At 40.5% G+C, this 16,594-nt stretch carries 14 protein-coding genes; 3 read left to right on the top strand and 11 right to left on the bottom strand.

Annotated features, from left to right (window positions below):
- Positions 1–14: 14 nt before the first annotated feature.
- Positions 15–1,295, top strand: a complete 1,281-nt coding sequence (locus tag V7O61_RS01850; RefSeq protein WP_407282931.1) for a methanogenesis marker 16 metalloprotein — start codon at positions 15–17, stop codon at positions 1,293–1,295.
- A gap of 48 nt (positions 1,296–1,343) precedes the next feature.
- Here V7O61_RS01850 and V7O61_RS01845 read toward each other — a convergent pair whose 3' ends face one another.
- From V7O61_RS01845 to V7O61_RS01795, 11 genes are all read right to left on the bottom strand, one after another.
- Positions 1,344–1,991 carry a hypothetical protein gene (locus V7O61_RS01845; RefSeq protein ID WP_407282932.1) on the bottom strand — a complete coding sequence of 216 codons (648 nt, stop codon included), beginning with the start codon at positions 1,989–1,991 and terminating at the stop codon, positions 1,344–1,346.
- An 81-nt stretch (positions 1,992–2,072) separates the two neighbouring features.
- On the bottom strand, positions 2,073–3,374 hold the full coding sequence (locus V7O61_RS01840) for a serpin family protein (RefSeq protein WP_407282933.1): 1,302 nt from the start codon (positions 3,372–3,374) through the stop codon (positions 2,073–2,075).
- 295 nt (positions 3,375–3,669) lie between these two features.
- Positions 3,670–4,224, bottom strand: coding sequence for a sulfopyruvate decarboxylase subunit beta (gene comE, locus V7O61_RS01835; protein WP_407282934.1), 555 nt, complete (start codon positions 4,222–4,224; stop codon positions 3,670–3,672).
- Positions 4,221–4,745, bottom strand: a complete 525-nt coding sequence (gene comD / locus V7O61_RS01830; protein WP_407282935.1) for a sulfopyruvate decarboxylase subunit alpha — start codon at positions 4,743–4,745, stop codon at positions 4,221–4,223. Before comD ends, comE begins: the two co-directional genes overlap by 4 nt.
- 24 nt (positions 4,746–4,769) lie before the next feature.
- Positions 4,770–5,411, bottom strand: coding sequence for a (Fe-S)-binding protein (locus V7O61_RS01825; RefSeq protein WP_407282936.1), 642 nt, complete (start codon positions 5,409–5,411; stop codon positions 4,770–4,772).
- Positions 5,412–5,414: 3 nt separating this feature from the next.
- Entirely contained in the window at positions 5,415–6,113 is a 699-nt protein-coding gene (locus V7O61_RS01820; protein WP_407282937.1) for a GTP-binding protein, read from the bottom strand.
- Complete coding sequence (locus tag V7O61_RS01815; RefSeq protein ID WP_407282938.1) at positions 6,110–6,874, bottom strand: ATP-binding cassette domain-containing protein; 765 nt, start codon at positions 6,872–6,874, stop codon at positions 6,110–6,112. Before V7O61_RS01815 ends, V7O61_RS01820 begins: the two co-directional genes overlap by 4 nt.
- Before the next feature lie 15 nt (positions 6,875–6,889).
- Positions 6,890–8,140 (bottom strand): cysteate synthase, encoded by a 1,251-nt coding sequence (locus tag V7O61_RS01810; RefSeq protein ID WP_407282939.1) that lies wholly within the window; start codon positions 8,138–8,140, stop codon positions 6,890–6,892.
- A 160-nt stretch (positions 8,141–8,300) separates the two neighbouring features.
- A complete protein-coding gene (locus V7O61_RS01805; protein WP_023844770.1) occupies positions 8,301–9,017 on the bottom strand; it encodes a tetratricopeptide repeat protein in 717 nt (238 codons plus the stop codon).
- A gap of 100 nt (positions 9,018–9,117) precedes the next feature.
- Positions 9,118–9,774 carry an HAD family hydrolase gene (locus V7O61_RS01800; protein ID WP_407282940.1) on the bottom strand — a complete coding sequence of 219 codons (657 nt, stop codon included), beginning with the start codon at positions 9,772–9,774 and terminating at the stop codon, positions 9,118–9,120.
- A 44-nt stretch (positions 9,775–9,818) separates the two neighbouring features.
- Complete coding sequence (locus V7O61_RS01795) at positions 9,819–13,037, bottom strand: tetratricopeptide repeat protein (protein WP_407282941.1); 3,219 nt, start codon at positions 13,035–13,037, stop codon at positions 9,819–9,821.
- A 151-nt stretch (positions 13,038–13,188) separates the two neighbouring features.
- On the opposite strand from V7O61_RS01795, the gene V7O61_RS01790 reads away from it, so the two are divergent.
- Complete coding sequence (locus V7O61_RS01790; protein WP_407282942.1) at positions 13,189–13,785, top strand: YigZ family protein; 597 nt, start codon at positions 13,189–13,191, stop codon at positions 13,783–13,785.
- A gap of 115 nt (positions 13,786–13,900) precedes the next feature.
- Positions 13,901–16,348 (top strand): tetratricopeptide repeat protein, encoded by a 2,448-nt coding sequence (locus V7O61_RS01785; RefSeq protein WP_407282943.1) that lies wholly within the window; start codon positions 13,901–13,903, stop codon positions 16,346–16,348.
- Positions 16,349–16,594: the final 246 nt, after the last annotated feature.

Genomic DNA, 16,594 nt, shown 5'->3' with positions numbered 1-16,594 from the left:
ACGAGGGATACTTTTTGGAACGTTCTGTAGCCGATATCAGGGAGAAATTAGAAAAGAAAGAAGCTGTTGTGATGACAGCTCAGGAGATATCCGAACTTGTTGACAAAGGAGAAGACGTTTCCAGCATGGATGTGGACGTTGTTACAACCGCAACAAGAGCCATTATGAGCGGAACTTATGCTGTTCTGTCCTTCCCTGTAAATTCTCCAGTATGTTTCAAAAGAGCATCAAAAGTACTCTTAAACGGTGTTCCTGCCCATGTTGGACCATGCCCGAATGAAAGTCTTGGAATCGTCGATGCAATAGTATTTGGAACCGCACATTCAATCCTCAAACATAATTACGGGGCAGGCCATCTTTTCAGGGAACTTGTTGAAGGAAAGGAAGTTAATGTTTCTGTGGTAACAAATGAAGAAGAAACAATCGAAAGCCAGGTTAAACTGGTGGATATGCCTTTTGCCAAACTCTATGCCACAAGACATGCATTCAAGAATTATGCAGCTTTTGTAAATGGTTCCGATAAACCTGTGAACACTATTTTCCATGCAACCCAATTCAGCCCTGACATGCACAGTGCAACGCTTTCCGGTTGTGGAGAGATTAATCCGGTTCAGAATGACCCAAAGATGGAAACAATTGGAATTGGTACACGCGTACTCATGAACGGAGCCGAAGGCTTTGTTATCGGCGAAGGAACACGCAGCAGCCCTGCAAAACCAAATCTCACAGGCGTTGCCGATATGCACAAGATGGACGCAGCCCTAATGGGAGGATTCAAAACATCCGCCGGACCGGAGTGCATAGCATCATGGGCAATTGCTATACCAGTCACTAGCCAGTCTGTACTTGATGCTGCCCTGCAGACAGACAGTGACATTCCAATGGTTGTAAACGATGTCGATAAAAGAGTGATGATTGGTAGCAGTACCTACGCCGATGCATGGAAGAATACTGACCGTGCAATAAATTTCAACCCTGACGCATGCCTTGATTGTGAAGTCTGCAAACCTATCAGAGACTGTCCCATGGAAGCAATTCAGCGCAAAGACGACAGGATGATGCTGAACAGATACCAGTGCTTCAATTGCGGATTCTGCTCAACTGTCTGCCCGGGAGGAGTTTTCACTGCCGAACTTGGAACCCTGCACTTTGAACTGGAAGGACAACACAAGGATGTTCCTATTGTTCTGAGACAGTCAGACCGTAAAAGAGCGGAAGAACTGGCAGAAAAATTAAAAGAAAAGATATTGAGCGGAGAATTCAAGCTCAATGAGATGGTTGAGAGGATATATTAGGAAATGCGGATTACAGTTGGAAACTTTTTGTAAAATAGAAATGTCAGGTTATCTATAGCTCTGCAAGCCTCTGACATATCCGTTTTTATTTATCATTGAGTATTCCCTTGAAATAAGTCTTTTAATCTTTTCATTTTGTTCGTCAATCGGTTTTCCATTTGTGCCATAATATATCACATAATACTCACTTTGATTCGGCATAAATGGCTCAATGATGACTGCAAAATAGCCTGATGTTTCATTACTTTCATAGAGACTTACATTAAGCTCGGTTGGACCATATATAGTGTTATCATTACCCACTTCTTCAAGCGTCTCGGTAATGTCTACTGTTCCATCTTGCAAGTTTCCATGTTCTTCCAGATAATTGTATAACTCCTGTTCCCCAATTTCCAGATCGTCATAATCATCAAAGTAATATACTGTCATCATAGTTCTTCTGGTATAGTTTACCGAACCTGAATATTTGGAGATTGAAGGGAAATATGGCGATTGGTTAACAGCTTTATTTACTAAATCAGAAGGCATGTACCAGGAGAGCATAACTTCTGGAGGGGTAGGGCCAACAATAAAATCATTCTCAGAATCATCTTCAATGTTGTTATTAATTTTGTCAAAATTAAAATATAAGACTGTAAACAAAGATAAAAGTAGTATACTCAGCACAATTATTGTTTTAGATGGTTTTGATAACATACATTCCTCTTTTGTAATAAAAAAGGGAGAGATTTAAGGTCTCACCCAAGTTGCTACAGCAAAATCCCACTATTCAATATATTATGAAGTAGGTTTTTCCAATTTGCCCATGAATACAATACAATTGTTTCTATTATCTTCAATCAGGAACATAAACGGATGGTCAGCCTTGAACTCTACAATTTCCGATTGTTCTGTTCCGGGAGGAGGACTTCCAGTAAAGGAAGTAACTGTTGCTGCAGCAGCTTCTGTGCTTTTTTCTTCGACATCAATAACAGCCAAGTGAATTATTTTTCCCAAAAATAGAGAATAATTCCCTGATGATATATTTGTATTATATATACCTGAAAAATTTGCAGAAGGCCCAAATGCATCCACAATTCCCATGTCAAATAGTGGTTCTGACAAATCATATTTTGTTTCAAATGTAAATTTTGGTAGCCATAAATTTACTAGATGTTCAGAATCCATTGTTGATTTAAGGTTATTGTACTCCTCATTTGAAAAAATAGTTTCAAAATTGGACATCTTTTTTTCCTTTGGAAGAATAATGTACATCGATAAATTACCATGATAAGGTAATTCTATTATCTGCGCATTCTGGTTTTCGCCATAGTTATAATGCTGTGAATTGTACATTGTTTCTACAGATGGATTTTCTCCGTTTGAAGTATAAAATGCATATTCCTCATTATCTTTTTCATCAAATTCATATACCCACTCCCCCTTAAAGTGAATCGTATTTGTGACAATTATTGGTGTATTTGGGCTTATAGAATCAATCACATTGTCAATTTTACCATTTGTTTTTTCTTTAATCCATTCATTAATGATGCTTACAGATTTCTCAGATTCATCAAAATCAAGATTTGTTACATTAGCATTAAAATAGGTCTTTGTATTAAGAACAAATTGTTTATTCAGAGGAAATTCTTCCTGCACCCAGAGAGCATTTGCTGTATTCATATCACTTTCATCTGAGTTTACTGTGTCCATTAATTCTTTTGAACTAGTTTCAAGAATGGAGTTATTGGACGGATAATTAAAGGCATTCCCAATTTGTTCTTTTGTAGATTCTTGGGCACCTTCGTAGCAAACAGCCATTGCAGTGAAAATACTATATGGTGAAAAAAAGACATTTTTATTCGTATTTTTGATGTCAGTATATATCTCAAATGCAAATTCATTATTCGCAGATGCAATATCATATTCATCAGAACTATTTGGAAGTCTGTTTTCTACGATAGTGTTTGAGCTTATTTCAGCCCCATTTGACTCTATTTGTTCTGTGCTATTGTCTTGAAGGGATATGCAGCCTGCACAGAAAATAAGGGCAGCGCTGAATAATGATATATATACATATTTATTCAGCTGAAGATTCATTTTATCCTTCCTCAAAATTTACAAAATAAAACTTAGTTTAGACCCCATCCATATTATACCAATGCATCATCGCAAAATTATTTTTAAATATATTTAATAATTATGGCCATTGATTAAACTGTACACTAAGTATAGAATTAATAGATTATAGTTATCCAAAATTGACGTTCACGGTTCGGTACAAAAACCATTGAAAACAGCATCAATAGATTAAATTTTGGATAAAATAAGTATAATCCATGCCAACATCAGAATGGTTTATTGGCCTGAATAATCACTTGAACTCAGATGAAGCTTAAGGAGCCGATTTCTCCATAAACCTCTTAATTATTACTTCAGGTGTCATTTCAATTACCGGTGCATCAGTATTTCCAGGCTCTGCTTTTGCAACAATGATACCTTTATCTGTGCTTTTCAGCACATCCCTGAGTCCTTCAGGAGTAGAGACTTCAAATACATCCCTGTTACCGGCACCTCTTGCAACTGCTGCAAGGTCAGTTACAACAGACGTAGCAGTGGGCTGGTTTCCTGTTGAACCGTAAGCACCGTTATCAACTATTACCAGCAGGTAATTATCAGGACTTTGTGTAGCTATAGTTGCGAGAGTTCCCATATTCATGAGAATGGAACCATCACCATCTATTGCAACAACTTTTTTGTCAGGTCGTGCAAGTGCAAGACCGAGACCTATTGAAGAAGCCAGTCCCATGGAACCGAGCATGTAGAAATTTGTCGGGATGTCACAAACATTATGGAGCTCTTTACATGGGATTCCGATATTGCCTATGAGCAGGGCACCGCTTTCCTTAACCTTTACCGCAATCTCATTGATAGCATCTATGCGCTTCATGCCTGTTTCCTCCAGAATGGAATTGGTAAAAGTACTGCAACCGGCTTTTTCATTTCCACTGCCGTATTCCATGCTTTAACAATTAGGTCTGCCGGGTCAACATCTTTCTCCGGCATGAAATATGGGATTTCCATTGTATCAAGCAACTTTGAAGTGAGTTCGCCCATTGGAACCTGAGCTGCAATTGGTTCGCCTTCAACGCCCCTATGACTCACTATCATCAAAAGTGGAATCTTGTAAAGCTGATTCAGTGAAGCAAGAGCATTGATTGAATTCCCAAGTCCGGAATTCTGCATGAGCATTGCGGTTTTTTTCCCGCCCATGTAAGCTCCTGCACAGATTCCCACACCTTCTTCCTCACGGGTTACCGGAAGATGGAGAATTCCGGGAGATTCATCAACCATTGGAATCAGTTCCTTGAGATTGGCGCAGGGAACACTAACAATAAAATCAATTCCTGCACCCTTTATGCCTTTGAATACAGATTCAGATGGAGTGAGAACTTCTGGGGAAACTGTCATGACATCACCAAATTATACTATACTTTACCATACTTTAAGATCAATAGCTTCAATACGCACGTTCTTTCCTTCAACTCCAACAACCATGCCGGAGTGAACTTTCTGCATCATGCAGTATTCAGGTACGAAACGTACTGTCTGGCCGACTTTGGGGATATTGCCCTTTGCAACTTTGCCATCAAAGGCAAGTATCATACATAGACCAACATCCTTGAACTTGAAATCATCATCTCCAAGCCTGTGAAGCGGCCCTACCATGTGAACTGTATATATTCCCGGTACTTTGTCAATGACTTTTGCAAAGTGAGTTACGGGACATCCCAGTGGCCTGTAACGAAGTATGTCTCCAACTTCTATTTCAATAGAACCGTCAAAAGGATGGATATCTTCCCTGCATGAACATTCATCCCGCAGAGGTGCAAGTGTGAAATCTGCCTCCAAGCCATCGATAATTCCGACTATCTTTTCAGCCATTGGAATCTCTTTTCCAAGGAGCGCGAGGATCTTATCCACATTGTCCTTGAAATTGTCACGGGCTAGAAATGGACATTTATTCAGATCTTCAGCATTTTTGCTCTCAGCTAGTTCTGCTGCAAAATCCCTGCACTGACGGAAACCACAGCTTCCACAGTTGTAACCGGGAAGCAGTTTTTCAAATTCACTCAAGGGTTATTCCCCCTTGTATTCCATGAAACCATCAAGGTTTCTCAGGACTCCCATGTGATGCTTTCTTGCAACTCTTGTTTCACCGGTACAGAGAGAGCAAATTGCAAGTGGCGGGTTGTAACGCAGGAGCATATTGTCAACAGCATCGGGTCCAGAGCGGATAAGTTCTGCAAGTTCGAATGCACCTTTGCCGGTCAGTCCGTTTGCTTCAACGATGTTACATCCGGGATTTACCTCAAGTACACGTTCCCTGAAAACCTCACGCTCTGCCTGTGAAACAAGGTCGCCTTTTGTCATGACAACTATGTCAGCAGTTGTAAGTAATGGTCCAACTTTCAGAGGAGTGTTAGGACCTGTTGTAACGTCAATTACACATACAGCAAGACATTCATCAGGATATGGAGCACAGCGCAGGCAAAGTCCTGCTGTTTCACTTAACAGGACATCAGCACCTTCTGCTGCTGCCCACCTGAGCATTTCCTCGGTATTATAAATAGTAAAATGATCAGGACACATGTCCTTGGCGAGTCCTACATGCACAGGGATGTCAAGCCTCTTGAAACGCTGGTCATCATCAGTCCAGAGACAGTCTACCTTGACAACTGCAGGACGTTTCTCATTCCTCATGAGAGCTTTGATGGTGTGCAAGAGAACAGAGGTTTTTCCTGAACCAGGTGTGCCTGCAAGTACTACCAGTTTCATGCAACCTGCTCCACAATATCGCCACGCCTGATGGTTTCCCTCAGGGACATGAGCCAGTTATCAACTTCGCTAATCTTGCAGCAGACATCCTGCTCTTCCTGGCTTGTGGTGATAATATCAACCATTCCGCCGTTCCTTATGACAATTCTGCGTGAGGACATAAGTGCAAGTACAGGATCGTGTGTAACAACAACAACGATCTTACCCTCGCCTGCAAGCAACTGGAGAGCTTCCTGTTTCTTAATACCTGCATTCTCAACTTCATCAATAAGAACCACAGGTGAATCACTTATTACCGCAATATCTGCTGTCATGAGTGACCTGGACTGCCCACCGCTAAGAGCTGTGAGGTGGTGGTGTGGAGCAATTGGCTCACCTGTAAGTGTGTTAGCAAGTTCAATAACCCTTGAGACAAGGCTTTCGTCCTTACCCCTGCTGCGTGCGTGCATTTGCAGAAATTCTTCAACGGTCATGTCTGCAAGGAAATGCATATTCTGGGAGAGCTGGGCAACAAGTTTCTTGCGTGGGTCAACACGTATGTTTGCATCAGGTTTTTCACCGTTGACAAGAATTGTCCTGCCTGTTGGGGTGTCACCCTTGGCAAGCTGCTCGATATCATCAATAAGCGTACTTTTTCCGGAACCTGTCGGACCTACAATTCCCACAATTTCACCACGGGAAATTTCCACTGATCTTATAGGCTCGTCAGCTCCATCCTTGTTGACACCGCCTAAAATGGTAAGGTTGATTATTTCACTCATTTTTCACACCAATCATCAAATTCCAAATACTTCTGATACTTTTTTTACTACCTTGTCTTCGGCATCTTCATCTTTTGCCGATACCTCGAGTGAAACAGGTAATTGTTTCAATTCATAATCCTGCATCAGGCGTTTTTGACCGCCACCGGTAATGTTCAGGACTATCTTCTCATTGGGCTTTACTGCTCCGGATTCAACCGCCTGTACAAGTGTTGCAACTGCAACCGCAGCAGCAGGATTGAGATCAATTCCCTCTGACTTCTCAAAAAGTTCCTGAGCAGCGGATGCTTCCTCGTTGGTTACAGCGTAAATATCGCCACCGCTTGCTTCAATTACGTCTTTCACACCGCCCTTCAGTGCATAAGGTGGCTTCCTGTTAAAGAGAACATCATCATACATTCCTTCAGGACATGCAGCGTCTACCGCATCAACACCTTTCCATAGAGAATACAAAGGTGCACATGGGAGACTCTGACCTAAATGGAGCTTTGGAAGAGTTTCTCCGAACCTGCCGTCATCAAGCAATTTCAGTGAAGCTTCCCATGCGGAGATTCCGCCAGTCCCGCTTCCAACCGCCTGGAAATAGTGGTCAAAGAGCTTACCGGATGTAAGTACTGCATCAAGCATAACCGTACCCATGCCATCACGTCTGGCTACGTTCTTGGCACCGCCTTCATTAACAAATCCATCTCTTGCAGCAATCTTGCCTGCAAGGGAAATCGCATCAAAATAATCGCCTTCAACTGTTACAAGGCAGACTGAATGATTATTATCGTGTAAAGTCCATAATCTGTGGACACTTTCCTTTGGGACCACAAGAAGAAGTGGCTGTCCCGTTATGCTGCAAACATTGGCAAATGCCCTTGCAGTGTTTCCTGCGGATGCCACAACCATTATTCTCTTTTCTTCCTGTTCCCTGATTCTCTGCATTGTCGGGAATGATTCAAGATCCTTGAAAGTACATGTCATTAAATTTGCTTCTTTCTCAGGCCAGTAGCCATTGAAAGCTATCCATAGGTCATCGAGTCCCAGTTCAGAAGCCAGGACTTCACTTTTGTAAGTAACAGTCCTGCCGGAGCCTTCCTCAATAATACCGTCAACAGGAAGCCAGTTGTAATATTTCCAGATACCTGGCATGTCAGTTGGAATTAACTGTTTTGCTGTGTAATATGCACGAAGAAGAGACTGGTCCCCGTTTTTACAATTCAGGGAGTAATGGTCATGAACTTCGCCACACAGCAGGCATTTTACACTATACTTGTCCATATAAATAATGAGGAAAAAGCTGTTATAAAAGTTACCCTAAAAAGAGATTTGTTTTCCGGAAAAGGATACTATTTAAAAATACATGGCACAAAACGGAAACTAATATATTGATTCCTTGCAAAAACTTGAGGAACTTGCCCTCAAGTTTTTAATTCATATTTTATTTATCCAGCATTTCGTGATAAATCTCTTTACCTGCAAAATTGCCCATCATATAGAAATTGCTAACTTCCGGACCAAGGCCGTCCATAATGTGAGTTATTGAATCAAAGCTTTTGGACAACTTCTCTGCCTGCCCTTCTGTAATTGATTTTCCTTTTTCACGGTCAAAATAATCCCGAAGAAGACCATCAATAACACCTTTGAAGTGCCAGTCCTGAGGTGATGAAGGAGTTATGGAAATCGAGGTTTTATACAATTTCAGCACATCACCATGTCTTCCAAGACCTATAAGAGCTATCAGTTTACCTGAAAGTGATTCAAGTGATTCTGGACTGATTTCCAGTAATTCTTCATAAATGGAAAGTGCGTCTTCAAACTTTGAGCTCTTATTCAAAAGCATACCATGATGATTCTTTACCTGTACATCGTCAGGATATTTTTCCATGGCTTCACTTAAAACAGCGAGCGCATCATCATTGAAATCAACCATCTCAAAGACCATTGATGTATGAATAAGCCGTTCCTTTTCATCCTCTATCTGCATAAGAATTGCTTCTGCAAAGCCAATTCCCCTCTCTGTCATCTCAAGTCCGTGATAGGTGGCAACTATCTGAAGAAGAAACTCCATGCTCGGAGTCTCAATGAAACTCTCTTTCAGACTTTGCAGATTATCCTGTAATGCAGCTTTCATGTCAGGTTCGCTTTTATTTTCCATACTGAATAATATAGACTATGGTATTTTAAAAACTTACGAACAACTACTAATCTAAGCTTTTCAACAATTCATTAACGTGTAAATGAAAAATAATCTGAAATTATTGGGAATAGTCAGGAAGATGGCGATACAGATAATCTGTTAATGATGAATGGTCCTTTAACACAATATCCGCCTGTGAAAGCTTATCCGGAGAAACGTATGTTGGTACGCCCACACAATAAAGACCTGCTCTTTTTGCAGATTCCACGCCCATTGGGGCATTTTCAACCACAAGACATTCTTCTTTTTCTATTCCAAGTAGATCAACAGCTTTGAGATATGGCTCAGGATATGGTTTTCCATAATGGACATCCTCACCGGAAACTATTACATCAAAAATACCAGGGAAGAACTTATCCATGAAAGACTCAACTGTCACACGCTCAGAACCTGTTACAACAGCCAGCTGGAACTTGTTTTTCATCGCCTTCAAGCAATCTGCCATTCCATCAAATGGTTTAACATCAGCGATGCTTGTAAAGATCTCTACTTTCCTCTGTAAAATAGTATCGTACTTAGCCGGATCAATATTTCCACCTGCTTTCTCAAAAAGCCATTGCAAGCCCAGCCTGTGATTGGCACCTTCAATTTCGTATATATCTTCAGAAGTTACATTGGCACCCACTTCACGGGATACCTGCATCCATGCCTCGGCATGATATGGCATAGAATCCACAAGCACGCCATCCATATCAAAAATAAGGGAACTGAGCATGGTCTGTAATTGACCTTATCTACAATAAAGCTTATGTGACAAGGTCAGTCATGCTCATATTCTGTCAGAACCGGACCATCTCCTGCGGTGCTGTTCTCAGTGGTGTCCATTGTATCAGAATACCATCTGGATGGCAATTCATAATCCAGAGTGTCGCTATATGTGTCCGGCAGGAAGAACTTTGTACCCCTGTCATCAAGAGCAGCTGCAAACCCAGGATCGATTGAATCGAGTTTTGCCTTTGTCTCATCGGCAGTTACGGATTTACCAATACGATAGAGAGCAAACTGCTTATTGTAAAGGGCGGATTCTGATTCCGGATCAATTGCCAGTATCTTATCATAACATTCAACTGCATCGGATACATCACCCATTACGTTCAGGATAAAACCTTTGTTATACCATGCAGTAATGCATGTGGGGTCAAGTTCCAGAGCTTTCTCATAGTAATAGATTGAACCCTTGTAACTGCTTCTCATGTAGGAAATTGTACCCAGGTGATACCATGCTGAAGCACTCGTCGGATCTGCTGCCGCTGCTGCTTCAAAGGAAGTTGTAGCAGCATCGAGATCACCCATAAGATAATAAGTGAAACCTTTACTGTTCAGTGCTTTTACATTGGTGGGCTCAAGTTCCAGTATCTTATCATAGGTTGCAATTGCCTCATCGTATTCTCCAAGGCTGTCATATATGGATGCCTTTCCAAAAAGTGCAATTGAATCAGATGGAGTTACTTCAAGTATCCTGTCATAATATCCAAGTGCTGTTTCATCATCACCAAGACCCAATGCGGCATTACTCTGCATCTTAAGAACGGATATGTTAGTAGGATCATACATCAGTACATGGTTGAAAGAGTCGATAGATTTCTCATAAAGCCCAAGCTTGTATGCTGCTGAACCTGCCTTATACCAGACATCTGTATTCTGGGCATCATTTTTGAGTATAGCCTCGTAGGATTTGAGAGATTCAGAGTACATATTCAGATTATCATAAGCCATTGCCTCATAATAGAGAGCAGCAAGGTTACCGGAATCCTGCAGGAGTACTTTTGAGAATGATTCCACAGCTAACTGGTTATCACCATTGTTATAGTGAGAAAGACCTTTGCTATACCATGCATCCTGATCAGATGGATTAAGCAACACTGCCTGCTCATAGCAGGTAATAGCATTTGAATAATCACCAAGTTTATCATAAGATGATGCCAGATTTACCCAGGCTTCAGCCGATGATGGATTTAAAAGTAAAGCTGTTGTGTATGATTCTACTGCCTGGTCTGTCATGGACATCCTCTCAAGGGTTGAACCCCTGGAGACCCACACATCATCATACGTAACTATATTACCCAAAATCTCAGCATCATTTAAACTTGTAAAATAAGAATCTTCGAATGGATTTGATGAATACCAGATAAAGATGTCAGAACTGAAAACATCATCACTCATTACACCAAACAGTGTTGAAGGAACAGCATAAGAGGAAGAAGTCCTGTTTGCACTTTCAAGAATATCCCTGTTAACATCAAGCTGGAATTTTGCTACGGCGTGAGTTGGATCAATCTGTAGTATTTGTTCATAACTGGCAATTGCTTCTTCATATTCACCAATCTCATTCAATGCATTGCCTTTCCTGAGCAATGTATCAATGGACGTAGGCTGAAGTTCAAGAACCTTTGAATACACTTCTACTGATTCATCGTACTTTTCAAGATTATCAAGATCAAGAGCTTTGTTATAATATGCTGCCGTAAAATTGGGTTCCAGTTGCACTGCCCTGGTGTAAGCCTTTTGTGCAGAGCTGAACTCTCCAAGACGATCGTAATCCAGTGCAAGATCGTAATACATTCTCGGACATGAGTTGTCCACCTTCACCGCTTTTTCGTATGAATTTACAGCTTCCTCATACATCCCAAGATTCTCATAAGAAACTGCCATGTAGTACCATAATTGAGGATGATTGGGTTCTGTTGCAGCTGCATTCTCAAATGCCTCTATTGCACTTTCGTAATTAGCCATTTTATAGAAGGCAAGACCCTTGTTGTACCAGAGAAGAGCAGAATCCGAATCAAACTCCGGTGTTTCTGAATAGCAGTCGGATACTTCGACAGGCACTCCAAAGAGTCCGGCTCCTGCACCATATGTACCTGATGCTTTGTTATCAGTTCCCACCAGAAGAGCCTTATCATAGGCCTCTATAGCTTCCTGGTATTTTCCGAGTATGTCAAGAACATCACCTTTTCTGGTCCACACCTCCCCGTTTTCAGGTTCGTATACAAGCACCTGGTTGTAGGCTTTAAGTGCAGAATCATAGTCTCCAAGTTCTTCATAGGTAGTTCCCATCTTGTACCAGATATCAACTGCGTATGGATCCAGTGTCAGATAAGCATTGTATTGCAGTACCGCAAGGTCTGGCTGGCCAAGATTCTCAAGGACAACGGCTTTGTTATAGATTGCATTGATATTTTCGGAATCATAATAGATTGCTTCATCATAAGCAGAGAGAGCTGCCTGGTAGTCACCCAGTCCATCATAGGCAAGTCCTTTTCCATACCAGTATTTTGAATTGTCAGGTTCTATTTCCAGTGCTCTGTTATAATATTCAATTGAATCGTTGTACTTATTCAGTTCATATAAACCGGATGCAGTCATTGAGAATTCTGATGACTGGGAATCTGCAATATCAATGACCTGATCATAGTAGTATATAGATTCATTATGTCTTCCAAGGGCTTCAAGAGAAACTGCTTTTTGATACCAGACACTTGGAAGCCGTGGGTCAAATGAAATTTCAGGAGAAGCAGAAGCATCTGAAATATCAATTAATGAAAAAATACCGACATCAAAAACATTCTCATAATCTGATGTACTTTCATTGGCGATAAGTACAAGTGACCTGTCGTAATATTCAATTGCTTCTTCGTTTTGACCCTGACTCGAAAGAACCAGACCTTTTTTGAAAAGGGCTGCAGGTGAATTAGGATAAATTGAAAGAATACGGTCAAATACTTTTGATGCAGCGCTGTAATCACCCATCAGGTAAAGGGTGGACCCCTTATTATCAAGAGCCTGGATGTAACCGGGTTCTGTTTCAAGCGCTTTATCATAATATACGATAGCTTCATTATACGAGCCATTTTCAGTCATCGAAACCGCAATTGAGTTAAATTCCACAGCTTCCTGACCCAGACTGTCAGCTAAGGGACAAAGAAAAACCAAAGCCAACAGGAGTATTATGCCGAGGACAGAGTTTTTTAAATCCATAACATTACCTGACTAAGAGAAGTTGTACACTAATAGTTATAACCTGATATAGTAATTGAAAGTATTTACATATATCTAATTTAAATTGTTCATGGTGACTGACTATTATAGTGCTGAGCATATATTAATGTGATGAAATGGAGACAGAACATTGACAGGTTTTAAAACATTAAAAGAACCCGGACAAGCTCAAAAAGAAGTAAAGAATTCCATATTCATTGCCTATGCCACTCCGGTGGAGAATGAGAATGAAGCAAAAACATTTGTTACCGGCATCAAAGAGCGCCATAATGATGCGAACCACAATGTTTCAGCTTATCTTATTAACAGGGATAATGTGCTTGCAATAAAGTATGATGATGACGGAGAACCTGCAGGCAGTTCAGGCAAGCCAGTATTCAAAATACTTGAGATGAAGGAACTGAGTAATGTTGCAGTTGTAGTTACCCGATATTTCGGAGGCATAAAACTGGGATTTGGTGGACTTGCCAGAGCTTACAGGGAAGCTGCTATTGAAGCTATTGAAAACGCAGGTATCATTGAAGTTACTGACAAAACAGTTGTAAAAATCGAATCCGATTATTCTGACATGGATACTGTATCCAGACTTGCCGAGCAGTATGGATCCATAATCAAAACAGATTACACAGAAGTTGTTTCTTTTACAGTAGAAGTGGATTCGGAGACAAAAGAGGCTTTTCAGGAAAAGCTTATTAATGTAACCCGTAACAGGGTTACTATTATATAGATACTTTCACCTAAAAAGCAGGGTCAATTAAATCGTTCCATATTATTTTTCCTTGAGAAATAAATAGGATTATTCATTAGTTTACTTTATCATCACCAAATAAACCGAGAGCAATATGTCCAAAAGAGCAAGAGATATGGCATACAGGCACTTCAACAAAGGAGTAAGCCTCATTGAGAAAGGACAGCATGAAAATGCACTGGAGATTTTAAAACAGGCAGCTGAGCAGGCAAAGGAAGCGGATTCACCACAAATTGAGGTTGCAGTGTTGCAGACATATGCAGACCTGTTATTTTCACAGGGAAAAAAAGAGGAAGCTCTGGAGAGATATATAAAAGCTGCAGATATTGTTGAAAATGATCCGGATTTCCTTTTGCCTGAACAGAGAGCAAATATGTTCAGTAATATGGCACTTGCACTTGAAAATACAGGAAGGAGAATTGAAGCAGGTGACCGCTATTCCATTGCAGCACAGAACTACCGGGATCTTGTACAGAAAGACCCATCAAATAATTCTCATATTGCCAACATGGTATCTACTTTGAATAATATGGGTGCCCTTTTTGCTGAAACCGGAAAATATGACAGGGCATTTGATGCTTTTGACGAGGCTCTTAAACTCCAGGAAGGGATGGACAGGGAAACTCAGGATGAAAACAGTATTTTGCAGAAGAAAAAAACCATTCGTGAAAACTTGCTGAACATTCCTCTGGAAAACGCATCCGAAATGGAGAAGGAAAAATACGAAAAACTCCTGCAATTGTACATGGAAGAAGCAGAAAATGAAGGAGAAAACTCCATGAAAGTTGCTGTCATACTGCAAAACAGCGCCCATGTGCTTGAAAATGAAGGACAGAAAGATGCAGCATTCTCTAAACTGGAAGAGGCACTGGAAATTGCTTCAAAGTTTATTGATAATGAAGAAAAGGCAGAATCCGGCAGAAAGATTAGTATTGGCATCCTGAGGGACATGAACAGGCTCCTGGAATCAGAAGAAGAAAACCAAAAACTGATGGAAAAGTATGGACTTATACTTGAAGAATCAAGAAAGATACTTGCCTCTGAACCTGAAAACACATCATACCAGCTAAATGTGGCTTTCTCACTGGATATCATCGGCAATCTGCTGAAAGAATCCGGTAATATAGCAGATGCAATTAGAAATATAGGAGAATCAGTAGATATTGTTGTAAATGTCCTTCAAAATGAAATTGATGATGAAAGTACAATCCATGCTGCAGTAGCTATTATTGAAGATTTGATGTCTCTTGCGGAACTTGAAGAAGAGAATGAATCAAAACTTAATCTATACAGACAACTTGGAGATAAAATTGGAAAATCCGGACAGGATAACCTTGAGCTTGGACTCATCAGTGCAGACATATGCAGAGAAACAGGACTTATCCTTGCCGAAGAAAAAAAATATCCTGAAGCCCTTGAGAATTTCAAGAAGGCCTTATCCATATATGAAACCGTAAAGCACGCAACTGGAGATGATTCAAAGATGAATGAGGTTCTGAAGAACACAGCAATGGCACAATTTGATCTTGGGCGCTATGATGAGGCTTTGATAAGCTATATGCAACTTATAAAAAGTGGAGAGACTGGAAAGGAAATTTCAGATCGTGTTGATATCATCCTTTTAGAGCTTGAAAAGAAAGCAGACAACATCGGCGATGTTGAATTTATAAGTAAAGAATATGACCGTATTCTTGAAATCAGGACTGAGCTGCTTGGCATTATGCCTGATCTGGAAGGTAAGAACGCAGGAAGAATTAAAGAGATACAGGGTAAAAAAGCAGATATAATGGTTGCAATGGGACAGTTGATAGAAGCACTTGACCTTTATGAACAACTTCAGGAAAATGAGAAATCAGGCAGGTACATTCCAAAAATCATAAAACTGCTTGAGAAGATGGAAATGTCTGCCTCAAATGAACAGATTGATAAAAAACTTGAAACCCTGAAATTCTTACTCTCAAAATACAATGTTCTTGTAGAAAAACACCCGGATAACATCCAAATATTATTTAACAAGGCATCGGTAATAGATGGAATTGCATATACGCTGTCCGAAAAAGGTGAGACCGAAGAATCCGGTTATATGTGTAACTACGCACTTGAAGCATATTCAGAACTTGCTGCTCTTGAACCGGAAAATATGTATCCTGTTGAAAGGATTGCAGCGCTTAACACAAGACTTGCTGAGCTGGCAGTCGGTGCCGGAATTGCAAATGAGGCTGAGCAGAGATTCCTCACTTCTCTTGAAACCTACAGGAACCTTATGAATGCTGATCCTTCCAATATTGAATATGAACTTGACCATGCAGGTGTGCTTGATGGAATGGGAGCCTTTTTCCTGAATGCAGGAATGTATGGTGAAGCGAAAAAGAGCTATGAAAATGCACTTCGTTCATACGCATCAATCATGGATCAGAATCCTGAAAACATGACATATAAATCATATGTGACAATCACCCTTGAGAACCTTGGATATGTGCTTGAGCTCATGGGAAGAAAAGACGACGCAAACTGGATGTATGAAAGCGCAAAAAGAATATAATAGGAAAATTAAGGCACTGAGTAAATGAAATGACAATAACCCCGCATTCTGATGAATGCTGTTTTACTCCCTGCCTTTGCTCATACTCCTGATTGACAAATGGAATGTGGGTGCGTGCAACATAGAAGATATTGAGGGGGATATCTTCATCCCACATTCCTGTGCAATCCAATTCGTTTTTTAGCGGGTTTGATGATGTCCATATCGTACCATTTTGGGACATTTACCAGTCACTTGCCTGTGTTT

This window comes from Methanolobus sp. WCC1, assembly GCF_045690315.1.
Lineage (GTDB): Archaea > Halobacteriota > Methanosarcinia > Methanosarcinales > Methanosarcinaceae > Methanolobus > Methanolobus tindarius.
Note: the sequence above shows the minus strand (reverse complement) of the source record. Positions and strands in the feature narration are given on the sequence as shown.